Here is a 19,977-nt window from a genome sequence, read left to right on the forward strand (position 1 = left end):
TTAAAATCATCCATGTCACTCGAAGTCTCCCAACTCAATAAACTTTACGGTACGCAAAAGGCACTGGATAACGTGAGTTTTTCGGCTGCGCCTGGGAGAATTCTTGGTTTTCTTGGTCCGAACGGTGCGGGGAAATCCACTACGATGAAAATCATTACCGGATACCTGCAGGCGGACTCGGGAGAAGTGAAGATTTTGGGAGAAAACGCCCTGCAAAACCCAAAGAATATCAGCTCGAAAATTGGCTATTTGCCCGAGCACAATCCGCTTTATCTGGATCTGTATGTCAGGGAATTTCTGGAATTTTCCGGTGGGCTTTATGGCATGAAGTCAGCCCAAGTCCGCGAGCGAGTCAATGAGCTCGTCAAAAAAACAGGTCTTAACTCAGAACAGCACAAGAAAATCGGACAGCTTTCAAAAGGCTTTCGTCAGCGGGTTGGATTGGCGAGATCGCTGATTCACGATCCCCAGGTGGTCATTTTGGATGAGCCCACCACCGGCCTTGATCCCAATCAACTGGTAGAAATCCGAATCCTCATCAGTGAAATAGCAGCCGAAAAAACCCTGATTTTTTCCACTCATATCATGCAGGAAGTGGAGGCGATCTGTCAGGATGTGGTCATCATCAACAAAGGAAAAATCCTGGCGGCCAGTCCGCTTGCCGACCTAAAAGCAGGCTCCGGAAAAACTGAATTGATTTTGGTGACCGAGGAAGAAATGGAACTGGAATGGTTTGAAAAGTTGGGGAAAGTCAGATTTGGTGGGAAAGGGAAAAGGGAATTGGTAATAGAAACCACTGATCCCATAGAAACCAGAAAAGTACTGATGCAGCTTGTGGCTGAGAGATCACTGAACCTGAATAGCCTAAACCAGAGCAAGAAAAACTTGGAGACACTTTTCAGAGAAATCACCAACGCCTGATGCAAAGCCTGTTTTTGAAAGAAATTAATGCTTTTTTCGGGAGCCTGACCGGGTACCTGGTTTTGGCTCTATTTCTTATAGCATTGGGCCTGATCGTTTGGGTTTTCCCTGAAAGTTCGGTTTTGGATTATGGCTTTGCTGATCTTGAATCGCTCTTTTCATATACACCTTACGTTTTTACTTTTTTGATTCCAGCCCTGTCAATGCGGGCGATTTCCGAAGAACGGAAAAGCGGCACTTGGGAGCTTTTGCGGACTTCTCCACTTTCCTTGGTTCAGATTATTTTGGCAAAATACCTGGCTTTATTGGCTTTGGTTTTCCTGGCAGTTTTACCTACGCTACTCTATGCATTCAGTATTATCCAACTGGGAGATCCGGTTGGAAATCTTGATCAGGCGGGCTTTTTTGGAAGCTGGATCGGGCTTTTGATGATCGGAGCGACCTTTGCCGCAGTGGGGCTTTTTGCCAGTTCGCTGACTTCCCAGCAGGTCGTTGCATTTGTACTTGGGGTATTTCTTTGCTTTGTACTTTACTTTGGATTTACTGCTTTGGCGGAAATGCTGACAGGAGAAGTCGCCTATTGGGTGGAGGAGTTGAGTCTGAGCTATCACTACATCAGTCTCAGTCGCGGGGTAGTGGATAGCCGGGATGTGATTTTCCTTTTTGGGATGATTTGGGTGTTTTTGGGAGCTTCAGTTTTGGTTTTGAGAAACAAATGAAGAAATCAGGAATCCATACTGGCAGACCGTTTTTGATCCTTTTGGGAGGAATTTTGATCCTGATTTTGTTGGGGCAATTTCTGCGGTTTCGGATCGATCTGACCGAGGAAAAGCGCTTTTCCCTTCACCCTGCCACCAAAGAATTGCTCGAAAATTTGGACCGGCCGCTTCACGTGGATATCCTTTTGACAGGTGAAAATCTGCCGGGTGGAATGCGCCGACTTCAAAAATCAATGGAGGAAACTGTCCGTACTTTTAATGCTTACTCGTCGGAAAATATCTCGGTTTCTTATTTTGATCCTCTGACAGTCACTGATTCCCTTCAGGAAGATTTCATTTATACTTTGGCTGATTACGGGATCAATCCCACCAATCTTTTTGTCAACCAAAATTCAGGTCAACAGGCTCAATTAATTTTCCCAGGAATCTTGGTCAGTGATGCCGAGTATGAAACCGGGGCATTGATCCTGAAAGGGGAGCGGGGAATGTCTCCCGACCAGATTTTGAATACTTCTATCGAAAATCTGGAATTCGAACTCAGTAATGCGATCCGAAAACTAGTTGATCCTGAGAAAGGCGCGATTGCCATGATTATCGGGCACGGTGAACTCTCCGAAGACGATGGATTTGGTATGGTGGAGGCACTTGACGGCCAGTATGAGGTTTTCAAAGTTCCCTTAGATCAGGCCAAATCAGTGCAGGATTTGAGTTCTTTTGGGACGATTTTTATTCTTGGGCCAAAGCAAACTTACACGGAGCGTGAGCTTTATCTGTTGGATCAATACGTGATGCTGGGTGGAAATCTGGTAGTGGCTGCGGAAGGTGTAGAAGTAAACATTGCAGAAGCCGGAGGGGAGGGCACTTTTTCTTTTCCCCTGGAAAATGAACTGGACAGACTGCTATTCCGATACGGCATCCGGATCAACAAAGACCTGATCCAAGATCTCAACTTCAGCTATATTCCGGTGATGGGTGGGAATTTTGGTAATCAAGAGCAGATGGTACCATTGCCTTGGCCATTTTACTTCAATGCTGGGAGGGTTCAAACACATCCGATCACCAAGGCGCTGGATCAGTTGAATTTCCGGTTTGCCAGCAGTTTGGATACCGTAAAAGCTGATGGCGTGAAAAAGACACCGCTCATTTTCGGTTCGGATAATGCCAAAATCATTCCGGCACCGTCCCGGGTGGCTTTTTCAGATATTGAGCAGGAGCCCAATGTGGCAGAGTTTTCACTGAAGAATTTGCCTTTGGCCTACTTGCTGGAGGGGGAATTTACTTCACTTTTCAAAAATCGGTTTGTGCCTGAAGGTTTTGAAAAATCAGAATTCAAAGAAAGCGGAAAAGGGAAAGTGGTTGTTTTTGGGGATGGCTCGGTGTTCCAAAGTCAGATGAGTTTGCAGGGAAATCAGCCCATGGCTTTGGGGGAAGATCCCTTTGCCCAAACCACCTACGCCAACAAGCAACTGCTTCAAAATCTGGTGCAATACCTTAGCGATCCGGAGGGGATCATTGCAGCACGGACGCGTACGCTACAAATCAGGCCATTGAATAAGGTCAAAATTGTCGAGCAGAAAGCTTTTTGGCAAGGAGTGAATGTGGTGCTGCCAGTTGTGATTTTGAGCATTTTGGGCGGTGTGATCCTTTTTCTGCGAAAGCTCAGGTACTCCCAAAAACAATAGGATAAGGCTCAAATAATTAGGTCAAAAATTTTCCGGGAAAGATTCTTCCGACCAATCGAATTAGCATTTTATTTATAAATTTACCCCATTGGAGTTAAACTAAACACTAAGCCCTACGATTTGAGATCGAGACTGGCGAAGAACCTCACAAAGAGGGATAATATTCGACCCTGCTGGATTCCATCCGTTCCCCTTTGAAAAAAAATTATAACCATATGAAATTTATTGTTTCCTCTTCTGCTTTGCTGAAGCAGCTTTCGGCCATCAACGGAGTCGTGACTACCAATCCGGTCGTTCCCATTTTGGAGAACTTCTTGTTTGAAATCAAGGATTCTGTTTTGACCATCACTGCCTCCGATTTGCAGACCTCAATGATGACCCAGCTTCATGTGGAGGCAAAAGAGGATGGAAATATTGCAGTGCCTGCCCGCATTTTGATCGAGACGCTGAAAAACTTACCAGAACAACCGGTGACTTTCAGTATCGACCACGATACCTACGCTGTAGAGATCAGTTCAGACAACGGTCGCTACCGATTGGCTGGTGAGAATGCTACCGATTTTCCAAAAATCCCAACCGTAAATAACGCAACGACGGTGGATATGTCCACCGAAGTACTTTCTTCGGCCATTTCCAACACTATTTTTGCGACCAGCTCTGACGAACTCAGACCTGCAATGACAGGTGTTTATATCAACCTAAGCGCAACCAACACCACTTTTGTAGCCACAGACGGTCACCGATTGATCCGTTACAGACGAGTGGATGTGGCCTCGCCAAACGGTGCAAGCCTGATCATCCCAAGAAAAGCTTTGAACCTGCTGAAATCTACTTTGCCAAACGAAAACGTACCGGTAACTGTAGAATTCAATCAGTCGAACGCGTATTTCAAGTTCAATAACATCAAGATGATCTGTCGTCTGATTGACGAGAGATATCCTGACTATGAAAATGTAATCCCTGTGGACAATCCAAATCGCATGAACATCGATCGTTTGGAATTGCTAGGATCACTTCGCCGGATCGCGATCTATGCAAACAAGACCACCCATCAGGTAAGATTGAAACTGACCGGAAGCGAATTGATGATTTCGGCTGAAGATCTTGATTTTTCAAACGAAGCGAATGAAAGACTTTCCTGCGATCATGAAGGTGAGGACATCGAAATCGGATTCAATGCTAAATTCCTTGTAGAAATGCTCAATAACCTGGGCTGTAAGGAAGTGAGTTTGAGATTCAGTGCGCCAAACAGAGCGGGTCTGATTCTTCCTGCCGAGCAGGATGCAAACGAAGACATCCTGATGCTGGTCATGCCAGTGATGCTCAACAATTACGTGTAATTCATTAACCACAAACCATAAATCAAAAGCCTTCTGAATTTTTCGGAAGGCTTTTTCTTTTAGGCTTTTTTCAAGCGGTAAACCCAATATCCTAATCCCAAGGAGCTGAGGAAAAATATCAAAGTCATCCATTCAAATGCCCTTCGCTCAAGAAGTTTGTTTTCGATTTCTTTTTCCCTTTCCGCCACAGCTCTTTTCAGCGCTTGGACATCCTGCTCCAATTTCAGGGTGATGGATTTGTAATCTTCCTTTTCCTGTGATATGGTGGTAGTTTCGATCGAACCGATCATCCGGAGTTCATCCATGATCTGATTGTCTTTTTGGATAATCCGCTCCAGCCATTCATTGGTTTCGATCATGTCCTTTTTGGTTCGGTTGCCAAAAATCCCGGATTTCTTGCTTTCTGAGGTCCTCCATTCTGCATGAAGTTGATCTCGCTCCTGAACCATTCTTTCAAGCTTTGCCCCATCAAATTGTGGTGCCTGCTGAAGGAAAAATAAAAGTGCAACAATGAGGTTGAGCATGGTTTTCAAGTTTGATATTCACTTTTTAAAAACAAAATACAAGCCAGTTTTAGTGATCAGTAGGCAGTCGCAGTTTTCTGATTTTGTAAGTAGTAAATAGTGAGTGGTGAGTAGTGCGTTGACTACTCACTACTTACTACTCACCACTCACCAAACTGCCCTCTTACCTCTGAAAACTGATCACTGATCACTGCCTTTCCAGGCTCGTGTCATTTCTTTCTTGCCAGGAGGACCGGGAAGAATTTCGACTTCCAATCCTAATTCTTTCAAATCCCGCTTTAATTGTCCAGTTGCGGAATAGGTCGTAAATAAACCTCCGGGGCGCATGGCATCTGTCACTTTTTCCAAAGCTTCCTTTTTCCAAAGTTCAGGTTGTTTGCTTGGAGCGAAAGCGTCGAAAAAGACCACGTCAGAAGGGTAAAGCTGCGCTTCTTCCAAAGTGACTTTGTCTTTTTTGAAATTGAAATATTCTGAAACTGGTCCGCCTTCATTCAAGGGGGCTTTGTGAAGGGCCTCGAAATATTTATGAAAATGCCAGATACCGTGATCATGCTCGATATAATTAAGCTGGGAGTAAATTTCCTCACCAAGTGGAAAAGGCTCAATGGTGTGGTAAAGTACCGGGATCTGGTTTTGCTCTGCCCATACCAAAGTCAACCAGGCATTCAGACCAGTTCCAAAACCTACTTCAAAAATCCGGATCGGGTATTTTCTGGGATTTCTGGCCAGCCAGGAATCCAGTCCATAAATCATAAATACATGGATTGATTCCCTGTAGGCACCATGAAAACTGTGGTAGGTTTCCTGAAGCTCCTCATTGTACAAAGAATGTGAACCGTCTTCTGTGGTGATGATTTTTAGCTTTTCACTCATACTTTATAAATCAATGCAGTGCAATATGCAGATATCCCTTCCTCTCTTCCTACGAAACCCAAATGCTCAGATGTGGTGGCTTTGATGGAGATGGCTGACTCATCCACATGCATTACCTGAGCGAGGCAGGTTTTCATTTCCGGAATCAGAGGATTCAATTTCGGGACTTGGAGGCAGACTGTGGTGTCGAGATTTCCGATTTCGTAACCTGCTTCCCGGATCATTTTCATCACTTCTTTGAGCAGGATTTTGCTGTCAATGCCTTTGAATTTGGGGTCTTTGTCCGAAAAGTGATAGCCGATATTTCGCATGTTGGCGGCACCGAGCAGCGCATCGCAGATCACGTGAATGAGCACATCGGCATCGGAGTGCCCGACGGCACCTTTTTCATGATCCACCTTGATGCCGCCCAGCCAAAAGTCGTAGCCTGGCTGAAGCTGATGGACATCGTATCCGAATCCTATTCTGAATGGAGTCATTGATTTATTGCTTGGTAATAAAGCACCGAAGCCTGATCCTCCTTGAGCAATTGGCTTGCCCAGGAATTGATTTGTGGGGCTTCGATTTTTGATTTTTCTTCAAATTCCCTCCAATATAAATCAGGATTACCCAAATGGGCAAAGTAGGCCAGATTCATTGCCCGGTTGAGAACCTGAATCGACTCGTAGGTCTTCATTGCTTCCCCTTGGTTTTTGATTTTCTGGAGTTCCCTTTCCGAGATTTCGCTGTCCAAAAATTCCTCAATCACTTCGTTGAGGGCCTTTTCAGCCACTTGGGCAGTGATTCCGGATTCCATTTTTCCGGAAAAAACCAGCAGACCGGGATCCACCGAACCAGTGATATAACCACCGATCGAAGCAAAGATTTTTCCGTTTTTGACCAATCGTTGCTCCAGCAAAGCTGATTTTCCCGAACCCAGAATATCGCTGATCAAGTCGGCTTCGAGGTAGCCCGCCTCGCCTTTTGCAGGCATTTTATAGGCCTTATATAAGGCGTCGGTAGGGACTTTTGCCTGATGGACCTTTGATTTTTTTTCTGTTTGGGAAGGTTCGGATAGGATTACATTCTTCCCTGCTGAGTTGGAAGGAATCGGTCCAAACCATTTTTCCGCCAATTTCTCTATTTGAGCCAGGGTGACATCACCCGCCACTACAAGAATGGCATTGCCAGGATGATAGTGAGTCCTATAGAAATCCCAGACATCCGCTCGGGTATAGCCTTCGATATCACTTAGGCTTTTCCCAATGGTAGGCCAACGGTAGGGGTGTTTTTCAAAAGCAAGATCCCGCATGTGATGCCAGACATCACCATAAGGTTGATTCAGGTACCGCTGCTTGTACTCCTCCATGACCACCTTTCGCTGGGTTTCAATTGTTTTTTCGCTCAAGGAGAGCTGAAGCATGCGGTCAGACTCCAACCAAAATGCCGTTTCGATATTTGCCGCAGGCAAAGTCATATAATAATTGGTGATATCGGGGCTGGTGAAGGCATTGCATGATCCACCGACCCGCTCCAATTCCCTGTCGAAAACCGGGACGTTGGCCGAACTTCCGAACATCAAATGCTCGAAGAAATGCGCCAAACCGGTCTTTCCAGGCAGTTCAAATCGGGATCCAACCTTGTAGAGTAGATTGAAAACGGCGATCTTGCTGCTGTGATCTTCATGGACGATCACTTCAAGGCCATTGTTCAGGAAAAATCTGTGGTAAGGAAACATTCAGGTTGAATTTTCTTTTTTAGTAAGTCAAAAATGGATGGATAGTTTTGAGAATAAGCATCAAAATCAGATGTTTTTTCTTTTTTTGACCGGTCTCTCCGCCATTGATGTAAGATGTCCCGTTTTTTACAAAAAAAACCGAACTTTGGTTCGGATCGCTAAGTTAGAGTTCCCAAACATACTTCACCCATTCCGATGAAAAAACACTGCGTAGATCTGAATAAGACGGGACAGTTTTCAAGATTTTTTTTGGACTACATCGAAGGAAAAGAAACACTAAGGCCATTTTATGCTCATTTGCCCAAGTTGGAAAGTTTCCGGGAGGCGGTTGAGGCTAAAAACTTTTCTGCCAAAAACAGAGAAATCCTTCATAATGCTTTGCAAAATCAGTATTCCGGAGTGGGGATAGGAGAAGTGGTTTCCAAGAACCTGGAATCATTACTAAGCGAAAAAACCTTCACTGTTACCACTGGGCATCAACTGAATCTTTTCACCGGACCCCTCTACTTTATATATAAGCTCGTATCCACAATCAACCTTGCCAAAAAGCTGAAATCAGCCTATCCGGAATTTCATTTTGTGCCGGTGTATTGGATGGCCACTGAGGACCATGACTTTGACGAGATCAATTATTTCAAGCTGGATGGCAAAAAGTATCAATGGACCTGCGGTCAAAAGGGTGCGGTTGGGGATTTTGTGTTAGATGAAACTTTCAAGACATTTTTGAAAGAAGTACATTTTGCCCCCGAAGTATTCAAAAAAGCCTACCAGAGCAGCAAAACACTGGGCGAGGCAGTTCGGAAATATGTCAATCAATTGTTTGGGGAAGAAGGGCTAATTGTCGTCGATGGAAATGATTCTGGACTCAAATCGATTTTCAAACCGGTGATCACAAGCGATCTTTTTGACCATACTCCATTTGAGGAGGCTCAAAAGACGACTCAGGCCTTGGAGGAGTTGGGTTATAAAAGCCAGATTTTCCCCAGGGAAATCAATCACTTTTACCTAGACAAGGGCATTCGGGAGCGAATTGAGCGTTCGGGTGAAGGGTTTCAGGTTTTGAATTCGGAAATCAGATTTTCTCCCGATGAGCTGAAGTCACTTATTGATTCTAATCCAGAGCGATTCAGTCCAAACGTGGTTTTGAGACCTTTGTATCAGGAAATGATTTTGCCAAATCTCGCCTATTTGGGCGGGCCTGCCGAAGTGGTTTATTGGTTGCAGTTGAAGGGAATTTTTGATCATTTCGGAGTTCCTTTTCCTGTTCTTTTGCCAAGGAATTTCGCCTTGATTCTCAATGGTCCTGTTTTGCAAAAAATGGAAAAACTGGGCTGGAATTGGAGTGACGTTTTTGTGGATTTTGAGATTTGGAAAAAGGGCTATGTCGAGCAGCTGGCGCAGGTTGATTTCAATCTGAATGAGGAGAGCCAGATTATTTCCGGGCTTTTCGATAAAAAAGGAAAAGAAGCCGCAACTTTGGAGAAGAGTTTGGAATCGGCATTTCAGGCTGGTAAGGTCCGCAGCTTGAAGATTCTGGATCAGATGAGTTCAAAACTGAGAAAAGCAGAGGAGCGAAGATTGCAACTGGATATCAACAGGGCTAAAGCGGTCTTGGATTTTACCGCTCCGGGAGGAAGTCCACAGGAACGGGTGGTAAACATGATGCAGTTTTATCTTTCCAATCCGGCTTTGGTAGAAGATTTGATGGCTTGTTTTGATCCGCTCGACTTTAATATGATGGTGCTGGAATACAAATGAAAAGCAAAAAAGAACTCCGATCAGCTTACAGACAGCTGAGAAAAAAACTTCAACCTTCCGAGGTTGAATCCAAATCACAGGCAATTAAAGCCCAATTTCTAAATTGGCTCGAAGATAAAGGCCACCTTCAGCATTTTCATCTGTTTTTCCCGATCGACCAATTTAATGAAGTCAACACCTTTTATATAAAGGATTCACTTGAGGAGATGGACAAAACCCTGTACACTTCTCAGGTTAATAGAGGAGATACCGAATTGGAAACCTTAAAACTTCCCAAGGATGCGGCTTTCTTTTTGGATGAATGGGGAATCCCCGTTCCGCAGGAATCTATCATGGTATCATCCAATAAAATTGAAGTGGTTTTTGTGCCGCTATTGGCTTATGATCAGTTTGGCAACCGGGTTGGATTTGGAAAGGGATTCTATGATTCCTACCTGAGTAAATTAAAACCTGAGGTGCTCAAGATTGGACTCAGTTTTTATGATCCTGAGGAAAAAATTCAACCTGAATCGCACGATGTGAAGTTGGATCTTTGTATTACTCCCGAAAAAGTTTTTACTTTTTGACAGGAATTAACCTGTCACCCCTTGAAAAAAACACTTTTACTCTCAATCGCCATTTGCTCGATGGCGATATTTTCCTTCATTCCCCAGACCATTGCCCAGCAAGGGTATTACAATACCATGGTCGGTTTTCGAGCTGGGACTTCCATTGGCGGTTCGGTTAAGCGATTTGTCACGGACAATTCAGCTGTTGAGCTTATGGTGTTCAACAGGTGGAAAGGTTGGAATGCAGCCCTACTTTATGAAGTGCACATGGATATTCGGGAATTGCGCGGTATGGAATGGTATCTGGGAGGTGGGGGACACTACGGAATATGGAAAGAGCCAAAGGCAGAACCGCCATGGGTCTACAAAGGAACAGAGGATTACAAAGCTTATGGAATTGATTTTATAGCTGGTTTGGAATACAATTTTTACAATACAAATATTTATCTGAGTTTGGATTGGAAACCAGCATATAATTTTGTTGACTTCACAAAGCTTTGGTGGGACGAAGCAGCCTTTACACTTAGATATTCCTTTTGAAAATGAAAAACCGGTTAGAAAATGAACCGGTTTTTTTAATTTCTGTAAGAAATGAGTAGAAAAAATGAAAAAAATGAACAGGAAATTTCGATTTTTTAAATATTTCAATTTTTAGCTTAGGCTTTTTCTCAAGAATTGAAATTTTATTAAAAAAAAATGGATAAAGGGTATATTTTATTCTTAAAAATGAGGAAAAAGCACCTTTTCAGGCTTGAAAAAATATTTTTTGCAGTTGAAAATTATTTTTGTTTTTAATTATTTTGGCACTTTGGCGAAATAATATTCTGTTAACGTTAAGAAATTTGTTCAATTCAGTTAATAAATGTTAACAATACTGGAAAGGACCAAATAATTCGCTTTTCTACCCGTTCAAATGAATTTTTTACCGCTTTTGAAATTATGCCAGAATAAATTTTATTTACGAATCAACTAAACTAAATACCTTATGAGAAAAGCTTTACTCTTTGTTGTTGCGCTTTTCACCTTGACCCTCAGCTATGAGGTCGCGGCGCAGCAACGGGTAATTACCGGAACGGTAATTTCCGAGGAAGACGGTTTGGGCTTGCCAGGGGCAACAGTTCTCGTGAAAGGTACGACAGTAGGTACTACCACCGATTTGGATGGTAATTACTCTATCAACGTACCGGCGGGATCTGATGTCTTGATTTTCTCTTTTGTGGGTCTAAAGACCATGGAAGAGGCAATTGGCAACCGAGCCGTGGTGAATGTCACTCTGACGACCGACGCATCGCAACTATCCGAAGTGGTAGTAACTGCGATCGGTATCGAAAGAGAAAAGAAAGCGCTGGGTTACGCGGTAACCTCAGTGGACAATACGCAGCTGGAGAACCGTCCAGAATCTGACGTAGCCCGAGTACTTCAGGGCAAAGTGCCAGGGGTGAGCATCACCTCTACCAACGGTATGTCTGGGTCCGGTACCAACATGGTAATCCGGGGCTATTCCTCAGCTACCGGTTCTAACCAACCACTCTTCGTAGTGGATGGTGTGCCTTTCAACACCAGCACCAATGCGCAAAACGGTTTCACCACCGGTGGCGGATCTACATCTTCCCGATTCTTGGATATCGATCCAAATAACATCGAGAGCATGTCTGTACTGAAAGGTTTGTCTGCAACGGTTCTTTATGGTGACCAGGGTAGAAACGGGGTAATCCTGATCACTACCAAATCTGGTGCTTCCAAAAGAAAAGCTGCTGAAGTAACCATCAACCAATCTCTGTTCACCAACGAGGCAGCTTCATTGCCAGATTATGGTCAGATTTATGGTAATGGTTTCCAGCAGGCTCCTGGGTTCTTCTTCTCTAACTTCGGACCGAGAATGGATCAGGGTCTGACCATCAATCACCCGTATGCTACCTCATCTGTAGCAGCCATCAGAAACGAATTCCCTCAATTTTGGGTAGATGGTGTTGTGGGCGGAACTCCAGTACAGTATGAGTACAAAGCTTACAAAGATCCATCTGAGGTATTCTTCAGACAAGGTTTGGTATCCAATACCTCAGTTCAGATAGCCGGAGGTTCCGACAGAACCGGATTTAATGCCAGCTTTGGTTACACTGACGAAGAAGGATATGTACCAGGCAATGAATTGGAAAAATTCAACTTTGGACTTGGTATGAACTCTGCGATCACGGATAAGTTGTCTGTTAACTCTTCCTTCACTTTCGCCATCACGGATTTGGTATCTCCGCCTACGAATGCCTCTTCTGGCTCTGGAAGTGATATTCCATCAGTTTTTGGTCACGTCTTGTTCACTCCACGTTCTGTGGATTTGGAAAATCTTCCTTATGAACTCCCATCCGATAAGAGCTCCGTTTATTTCCGAGGCGGTAATGATATTACCAACCCTAACTGGTTGGTGAAATATTACTCCAACACCTCCAAAGTAAATAGATTCTTCAACTCCACTTCTTTGAACTACGATATCAACGACGACTTCTCTGTGACTTACAGATTGGGTCTTGATACCTATTCAGAATTGCAGGAAGTGAAGTATAACAAAGGTGGTGCAACCGCAAACTTGGCGACAAAGAACGGTTACTACAGATCGATCAACATCAATAATACGATCTGGAATCAGGATTTGATTTTGAATTGGAAAAAGGAATTCTCTGACAAAATCGGAATGAGCGCTCTTCTTGGTGGGAACTCCAGATATGATTATTATACACAGAATGGAATCGCTTCTCAAGGCCAGTTGGCGTTCGGCTTGTTCAGACATTCTAACTTCCGAACTTCTGCCAATACTGATGCCTATAGTGGTGGTCAGTTAAATTATGAAGAGGAACAAAGAAGGTATGGAGTCTATGCCAACGTTACTGTGGATTATTCTGATTACTTGTTCTTTAACTTGTCTGCAAGAAATGATTGGACTTCAACTGTAGAGGCAGAGAACAGAAGTATTCTGTATCCAGGTGCTTCGGTTTCCTTCATACCAACAACGGCATTTGACTGGAGCTCAGCTGTTTTGAACGACTTGAAACTGAGATTGGGATATGGAACATCTGCAGGTTATCCTTCTCCATACAGCACTCGAAATGTACTGGCGCAGAATGCAAGAGCTTTTGATGTGAATGGTGCTGTAACTACTACACATGCTGTTTCCAATACCCTGGGTAACCCTAACTTGAAGCCAGAGCTTCATGGTGAATTGGAATTCGGTGTGGAAGGTGTCATGTTCAACAACAAGTTGAGATTTGATATCTCTGTTTACGAGAAAAACACGCAGGATTTGATTACACAGTCTCCAATTGATCCTGCTACAGGTTTTACTTCAACAGCTATCAATATTGGAAAGATCAGAACCCGAGGTGCTGAAATTCAGGCAACTGTAACTCCGATTTCTACGGCCTCAGGATTTGAGTGGAATTCAACCTTAAACTGGTCTACGTACCAAACCGAAGTAATTGAGCTGGGTGGTGGCTTAGAAGAAGTGATTATTGCAGGTTATTCCAATGACGTAGCAAATTTCGCCATTCCAGGTCAGCCGTTTAACGTGATCAAAGGTGTGGGCTTTGACCGTGATCCGGCAACTGGCCAGCCAATCATCCTATCCACTGGTGTACACAAGCCGACAGCTGAATTAGTCGTTTTGGGTGATCCGAACCCAGCATGGACCGGATCTTGGATCAACTCCTTCTCCTACAAAGGATTAACTTTCAATTTTATGTTGGAATACAGACATAAAGGGATGATTTACTCCAACACCGTGACAGCTACCCTTGCCCGAGGTGTAACCACGGATCCGGTTGCTGACCGTGAGTTGACCTTTATCATGCCTGGTGTTAGACAGGACGGTACCAATTCAGATGGAACTCCTAAATACATACCAAACGACTACCAAATCTCTGCTTCTGACTACTTCTTCTCTGGCTACCAGGGTGCTACCGATGAGCCAAATATGTTTGACGGTTCCATGATCCGCTTGAGAGAAGTATCTCTTGCTTACCAGTTGCCAAACAACTTGATGGCTAAGACTCCTTTCAAGAGAGCTTCGATTGCGTTAAGCGGTACAAACCTTTGGTTTGAGGCACTTAACTTTCCTCCAAACATGAACTTTGATGTGGATGTGTTGGGTACAGGTGTTGGTAACGGTCTTGGATTCGATTTCGTGACTGGTCCTAGCTCGAAAAGAGTGGGTGGAACGTTAACTCTTACTTTCTAACCCTAAATGGAAATGACAATGAAAAGATTTATATACGGCCTGACGGTTGCTACCAGCTTGGTTTTTGCGACGTCTTGCGATGAAAAATTGGACGAATTGTTAGAGAATCCAAATGCAGTAAACGCACAAACTGCATCTCCGGATTTTCTTTTAAACAGGATCCAGTTGGATTACAAAGATTTGTGGTATGGGATTTCCGATAGAGGAGCGAGACTTACCCGTCAAATCAACCAGGGTTCTTCCTTGTATATCAATGCATACAGGGCTGTTGATACAAACGGAACTTGGTCCAATGGCTACGCAAATTTGTTGGCTGATATCAAGTTTTTGGAGCCTTTAGCTGAAGCGTCCAACTTCCAAAGACACTTGGGTATTGCTAAGACAATAAAGGCAATGGTTCTCTTTGATTTGGTGGATACTTATGGAGATGTTCCATATTTAGAGGCTCTTGATCCTGCCAATTTCAATCCAAAGACTGATAGCGGTCAAACCATCTATACCGCTGCCCTTGCGCTATTGGATGAGGCTAAGGGGCACTTCACAGCCACTTCGGCGGGTACACCAAACGATTATTATTACAATAGAAATTATACTCGTTGGATTAAGTTGGTGAATACTTTGAAATTGAGGTATTATCTAAACACTAAATTGGTAGATGCTGCTGCTTCAAAGGCCGGAATTAATGCTTTGATTGCAGAGAATAACATGTTGGGTACTACCGACAATTTTGTTTTCCTGTTCGGTACTACTGCGGCTGATCCAGATTCCAGACATCCTAAATTTGCAGGTCAATATACTGCGGGTGGGGGTGATTATCAATCCACTTACTACATGCATCACTTGACTGTAGAAAAGGGATTTGATGATCCGCGTGTCAGGTACTACATGTATCGTCAGGTTTTGACCAATACTACCAATGTGGATGAGCAAGAATGTATATCTCAACTAGCTCCTTCACACTACCTGGTTGGTAACTTCCCATATTGTAATCCAGCCGGTAACAAAGGTTATTGGGGTAGAGATCACTTGGATCCGGACGGGATTCCACCAGATGGTTTGAAAAGAACTGCTTATGGAGTATTTCCAGCTGGAGGTCGTTTTGACAATAACTCCGGTGCGGTAGTTTCCAACCCTGCCTTGGGTGCGAAAGGCGCAGGTATTCACCCTATCATGTTGGCTGCTTATGTGGACTTTATGTTGGCTGAGGCAGCACTTACCTTGGGTACTACAGGAGATCCAAAAGCTCTTCTTGCGTCTGGAATTACTAAGCATATCAACTATGTCAGAGCGTTTTCAGTTGCTACAAGTGAAAGTGTAGCAATCAATGCAATCATTAACGACACAGAACACGCTCGTCAAAGAGATAATTATGTGGCCTATGTTAATGGTAAATATGATGCTGCTGCCTCAGCGGATGCGCGAATGAATTTGATAGGACTGGAATATTGGTTGGCGCTATACGGTAACGGAACTGAATCCTACAATTTGTATAGAAGAACAGGAAAGCCGGCAAACATGCAGCCGGGATTGGAAGCCAATCCGGGTCCATTTATTAGATCGTTCTTGTATCCAAATAACTACATGGTTACGAATACGAATGCTGTCCAAAAGCCTGACAACGCGGTTCAGGTGTTCTGGGATAAGAACCCTGGATCACCTTGGATTTATTAACCAAAAAAATTAGAAAAAATGAAAATTCTAAAATATAGTTTCGGCTTATTGGCAACTGCACTCATCTTATTGAGCTCCTGTAGAGACTCTGTGGAACCAAACGTTCCTTACAGTACTTTCGACAACGGTGCTTATTTGAGAACTGTCGCCAGCACAAGTACAACATTCAACTTCTTCAACCTAGCAGCTTCCAAGTTTGCTTTGACACTTGAAGCAGTTGATAAGGAAGATGGGGCTACAGTGGAAACTGTGGAAATTCGTGTCCGTCACAGAAGATTGATACCGGGAGTAGGTTTGAAATATACTCCTGCGACTGACGTATTGGTTAAAACTCTTCAGGCTTCAGATTTTGGTCCAAATGATGATACCAGATTCCTAAGAGCTGCATTTGAAATTTCTTCTGCAGAGGCAATTGCTGCTGTGGGATTGACTCCAGCGGATATTGCGGGAGGAGATGTTTTCGAATTCAGACTGGTATTGAATGACAAGTTTGGTCGTGTGTTTTCTACTAACAACGTTACAACTAACGTGGCTGGTGCTCCTTTCTACGCGTCTCCATTCCAGTATAACGTGAGTGTAATCTGTCCATCTGATTTGGCGGGTACGTTTGATTTCACGGCTACTGATCAGAAATCTGAATATGGAACTTGCCCCGGTAATACCTATACAGGTAAGACCACATGGACAAAAGTAGGTACTTCTACTCGATACCTAATTTCCGATGGAACATTTGGATTGTATGGATGTCAAGGCGATACATACAAAGGTGATGTCGGTATAAATGATGCCTGTGGTGTATTGAGTATCAATGGTGTAGATCAATATAGTTCTCCATATTCTATGAAATTTATTAGTGTGACTCCTGAGTTGTTGACATTCAGCGTTACAAATGGTTATGGAGATTTCATGATTGTAAAAGTTAAATCCAATGCTGGAAAGCCTTGGCCTTCAACTTTGAGATAATAACATTTCTCTTAATTTAAAAAGCAGCGTCGAAAGGCGCTGCTTTTTTTGTTTAAACAGTTAAATTCAAATAAATATTTGGTAAAGCAAATAAGCAATTTTTGAATGTGGGTATTAGGGCCTAGATTTGCCATGTTCTCATAAACTCACCATGGATAAATTCTCCTTTATTGCAAATGCGCACGTCTCCTATATCGATGAGCTATACGCATCTTACAAAAACGAACCTTCCTCAATAGACCCTAGTTGGAAAGAATTTTTTGACGGATTTGATTTCGCGTTGGCCAATTATGGACAGGCAGAAAATGGCAATTCTGCTGAAACCCGTACCGTTATTTCCACTGAAAAAAGTGGAACTGTTGCATCTCCGGGTACAATCATGGACATGGATCTTCTTCCAAAAGAGATCAAAGTGCGGGCAATGATCCACGCATATCGTTCCAGAGCCCACTTAAGATCCAAAACCAATCCGGTCAGGGAAAGAAGAGATCGTAAACCGATGATCGATCCTGAAAATTTCGGACTTGGTCAGGAAGACATGGTAACTGTTTTCCAAGCAGGAAATGAAATAGGAATAGGAAATGCAACCCTTACTGATATTATTTCTGCATTAAAGACGATTTATGAAGGGCCAATTGGCTTTGAATTTTTATATATCAGGGATGCAGAAATTCTGGATTGGTTTAAAACCAAGGTGGAAAAAGAGGCTTTGGCATTTAATCCTTCCCATGACGAGAAAAAGCGCATTCTTTTCAAACTGAATCAGGCTGTTGTTTTCGAAAATTTCCTTCATACCAAATATCTGGGTCAAAAGCGTTTTTCACTTGAAGGAGGAGAAAGTACTATTCCATTTTTAGATGCGGTAATCAATACTGCGGCGCAGCATGGCGTGCAGGAAGTAATGATCGGGATGGCTCACCGCGGTCGATTGAATGTCCTGGCAAATATCATGGGCAAGACTTATGAGCAGATTTTCTCTGAATTTGAAGGTACTGCCAAGCCTGACCTGACGATGGGAGATGGAGATGTGAAATATCACATGGGATACTCATCTGACATTGTGACTCCTGAAAACAATAAAGTTCACCTAAAACTTGCTCCAAACCCATCTCATTTGGAAGCTGTCAATCCTGTAGTTGAAGGGTTTATCAGGGCAAAAATCGATCATGCCCACAAAAATGACGTCAAAAAAGCACTTCCAATTCTGATCCACGGTGATGCTGCAGTTGCAGGGCAGGGGATTGTATATGAAGTCACTCAAATGGCAGGATTGAAAGGCTATCATACTGGTGGAACAATCCATTTCGTGATCAACAATCAGGTTGGATTTACTACTGATTTTGACGACGCCAGAACTTCAATTTACTGTACAGATGTGGCCAAAATCATCGATGCTCCGGTCATTCACGTCAACGGTGACAATGCCGAAGCCGTAGTTTTTGCTTCCAGACTTGCCGCCGAATTCCGTCAGAAGTTTAGCAAAGACATCTTCGTAGACATGGTCTGTTATAGAAGACATGGGCACAACGAGTCTGACGAGCCTAAATTCACTCAGCCTGAACTCTACAATATCATCTCCAAGCATCCGAATCCAAGAGAGATTTATATCAAAAAACTGACTGAGAGAGGTGATTTTGATGCCAAAATTGCAGCTCAGATGGATGAGGAATTCCGTCAATTGCTCCAGGATCGTCTGAACATGGTGAAGGAAAAGCCACTTCCATATCAAGCAACGAAGTTTGAAAGAGAATGGGCAAACCTCAGGAGATCCAAGCCGGAAGATTTTGAGAAATCACCTAATACAGGCATTTCTCCTGAAGTCATTGAGAAAGTGGCCAATGCCATAACTTTTATCCCCAAAGGCTTCAAACCGATCAAACAGATCGAAGCACAGATGAAGCAGAGAAAGGACATGTTCTTTGAAACCAAAGAGCTGAACTGGGCTTCTGCTGAATTGCTTGCGTATGGCTCTCTTCTTTTGGAAGGAAAGACCGTAAGGTTAACCGGCCAGGATGTGCAGCGCGGGACATTTTCACACCGACATGCTGTGATTCACGACGCCAACTCCAATCAGCCTTTCAACTCTCTCAAAGAGATGAAAGACAGAAAAGGGCAATTCCACATTTACAATTCTCTGCTTTCCGAATACGCTGTTCTTGGCTTTGAATACGGTTATGCGATAGCTAATCCAAATGCCTTGACGATTTGGGAAGGGCAGTTTGGGGACTTTGCCAACGGAGCTCAGACGATGATTGACCAGTTCATTTCTTCAGGTGAATCCAAATGGCAAAAAATGAATGGGTTGGTCATGTTGCTTCCTCATGGATACGAGGGTCAGGGTCCAGAGCATTCCAATGCCCGTCCGGAACGGTTTCTACAGCTTTCTGCAGAATACAACATGGTCGTGGCAAATATTACGGAGCCTTCAAACTTTTTCCACCTGCTGAGAAGACAGCTGACTTGGGAATTCAGAAAGCCCTGTGTCGTGATGTCTCCAAAGTCACTTCTGAGACATCCGAAAGTGGTTTCTCCAATTTCCGAGTTTACTTCAGGAAATTTCAGAGAAGTGCTTCCAGACACGACAGTCGTTGCACAAGACGTGAAACGTGTGATCCTTTGTACCGGAAAGGTGTTTTACGACCTCGAGGAAGCCAGAGAAAAGGAAAAAATCAAAAACGTGGCGATTGTAAGAATAGAGCAGCTTCATCCTTTGCCTAAAACCCAAATACTTGAAGTGTTGAAGTCGTACAAGGGAGCTGAGGTGGTTTGGGTACAAGAAGAACCTGAAAACATGGGCTATTGGAACTACCTGCTAAGGTTACTATACAAAGAACTTCCAATGGAACTCATAGCAAGGAAACCTAGTGCTTCTCCTGCTACCGGATATAACAAAGTCCACGTAGAGGAGCAGAAAAACATTGTTTCCCAAGCGCTAAAAATCTAAACTTGATCAAAGCCCCGGTCTTTCCGGGGTTGTTTTTGAATACAACTATTTCTTAACCTCCTTCCAAAATAACCTGAAGGGAAAAATATAGA

The 19,977-nt window shown here is 43.5% G+C and carries 15 protein-coding genes; 11 read left to right on the forward strand and 4 right to left on the reverse strand.

What is annotated here, in order from left to right; translation table 11 throughout:
• Positions 1 to 12 precede the first annotated feature (12 nt).
• The 4 genes from gldA (at position 13) to dnaN (ending at position 4,662) form a co-directional block, all read left to right on the forward strand.
• A complete protein-coding gene (gldA, locus tag B0E43_RS21430) occupies positions 13 to 921 on the forward strand; it encodes a gliding motility-associated ABC transporter ATP-binding subunit GldA (RefSeq protein WP_077353424.1) in 909 nt (302 codons plus the stop codon).
• A complete protein-coding gene (gldF, locus tag B0E43_RS21435; RefSeq protein WP_077353425.1) occupies positions 921 to 1,640 on the forward strand; it encodes a gliding motility-associated ABC transporter permease subunit GldF in 720 nt (239 codons plus the stop codon). The genes gldA and gldF overlap by 1 nt, the downstream gene beginning before the upstream one ends.
• The gene (gene gldG / locus B0E43_RS21440) at positions 1,637 to 3,322 is read left to right on the forward strand and encodes a gliding motility-associated ABC transporter substrate-binding protein GldG (protein WP_077353426.1); all 1,686 of its coding nucleotides are present in this window, start codon (positions 1,637 to 1,639) and stop codon (positions 3,320 to 3,322) included. Before gldF ends, gldG begins: the two co-directional genes overlap by 4 nt.
• A 215-nt stretch (positions 3,323 to 3,537) precedes the next feature.
• Positions 3,538 to 4,662: a DNA polymerase III subunit beta gene (gene dnaN, locus B0E43_RS21445; protein WP_077353427.1), complete on the forward strand. Its 1,125-nt coding sequence runs from the start codon at positions 3,538 to 3,540 to the stop codon at positions 4,660 to 4,662.
• A gap of 59 nt (positions 4,663 to 4,721) precedes the next feature.
• Here the strand turns inward: dnaN and B0E43_RS21450 are convergent, their stop codons facing one another.
• From B0E43_RS21450 to B0E43_RS21465, 4 genes are all read right to left on the reverse strand, one after another.
• Positions 4,722 to 5,186 carry a Clp protease ClpB gene (locus B0E43_RS21450; RefSeq protein WP_077353428.1) on the reverse strand — a complete coding sequence of 155 codons (465 nt, stop codon included), beginning with the start codon at positions 5,184 to 5,186 and terminating at the stop codon, positions 4,722 to 4,724.
• A gap of 180 nt (positions 5,187 to 5,366) precedes the next feature.
• Complete coding sequence (mnmD, locus tag B0E43_RS21455; protein ID WP_077353429.1) at positions 5,367 to 6,059, reverse strand: tRNA (5-methylaminomethyl-2-thiouridine)(34)-methyltransferase MnmD; 693 nt, start codon at positions 6,057 to 6,059, stop codon at positions 5,367 to 5,369.
• Positions 6,056 to 6,538 (reverse strand): 2-C-methyl-D-erythritol 2,4-cyclodiphosphate synthase, encoded by a 483-nt coding sequence (gene ispF / locus B0E43_RS21460; RefSeq protein WP_077353430.1) that lies wholly within the window; start codon positions 6,536 to 6,538, stop codon positions 6,056 to 6,058. Before ispF ends, mnmD begins: the two co-directional genes overlap by 4 nt.
• Positions 6,535 to 7,776 carry a pitrilysin family protein gene (locus tag B0E43_RS21465; protein ID WP_077353431.1) on the reverse strand — a complete coding sequence of 414 codons (1,242 nt, stop codon included), beginning with the start codon at positions 7,774 to 7,776 and terminating at the stop codon, positions 6,535 to 6,537. The genes ispF and B0E43_RS21465 overlap by 4 nt, the downstream gene beginning before the upstream one ends.
• Before the next feature lie 195 nt (positions 7,777 to 7,971).
• On the opposite strand from B0E43_RS21465, the gene bshC reads away from it, so the two are divergent.
• From bshC to B0E43_RS21500, 7 genes are all read left to right on the forward strand, one after another.
• Positions 7,972 to 9,534 carry a bacillithiol biosynthesis cysteine-adding enzyme BshC gene (gene bshC / locus B0E43_RS21470; RefSeq protein ID WP_077353432.1) on the forward strand — a complete coding sequence of 521 codons (1,563 nt, stop codon included), beginning with the start codon at positions 7,972 to 7,974 and terminating at the stop codon, positions 9,532 to 9,534.
• A complete protein-coding gene (locus B0E43_RS21475; protein ID WP_077353433.1) occupies positions 9,531 to 10,100 on the forward strand; it encodes a 5-formyltetrahydrofolate cyclo-ligase in 570 nt (189 codons plus the stop codon). The genes bshC and B0E43_RS21475 overlap by 4 nt, the downstream gene beginning before the upstream one ends.
• A 21-nt stretch (positions 10,101 to 10,121) precedes the next feature.
• Complete coding sequence (locus B0E43_RS21480; RefSeq protein ID WP_139352848.1) at positions 10,122 to 10,622, forward strand: hypothetical protein; 501 nt, start codon at positions 10,122 to 10,124, stop codon at positions 10,620 to 10,622.
• Between the two features lie 445 nt (positions 10,623 to 11,067).
• On the forward strand, positions 11,068 to 14,307 hold the full coding sequence (locus tag B0E43_RS21485; protein WP_077353435.1) for a SusC/RagA family TonB-linked outer membrane protein: 3,240 nt from the start codon (positions 11,068 to 11,070) through the stop codon (positions 14,305 to 14,307).
• A gap of 18 nt (positions 14,308 to 14,325) precedes the next feature.
• Positions 14,326 to 15,978 carry a SusD/RagB family nutrient-binding outer membrane lipoprotein gene (locus B0E43_RS21490; protein ID WP_077353523.1) on the forward strand — a complete coding sequence of 551 codons (1,653 nt, stop codon included), beginning with the start codon at positions 14,326 to 14,328 and terminating at the stop codon, positions 15,976 to 15,978.
• Positions 15,979 to 15,996: 18 nt separating this feature from the next.
• The gene (locus B0E43_RS21495) at positions 15,997 to 16,941 is read left to right on the forward strand and encodes a hypothetical protein (RefSeq protein ID WP_077353436.1); all 945 of its coding nucleotides are present in this window, start codon (positions 15,997 to 15,999) and stop codon (positions 16,939 to 16,941) included.
• A gap of 151 nt (positions 16,942 to 17,092) precedes the next feature.
• Positions 17,093 to 19,885 (forward strand): 2-oxoglutarate dehydrogenase E1 component, encoded by a 2,793-nt coding sequence (locus B0E43_RS21500; protein ID WP_077353437.1) that lies wholly within the window; start codon positions 17,093 to 17,095, stop codon positions 19,883 to 19,885.
• The last annotated feature ends 92 nt before the right edge of the window (positions 19,886 to 19,977 follow it).

This window comes from Algoriphagus sp. A40 (assembly GCF_002002735.1).
Classification (GTDB): Bacteria; Bacteroidota; Bacteroidia; order Cytophagales; family Cyclobacteriaceae; genus Algoriphagus.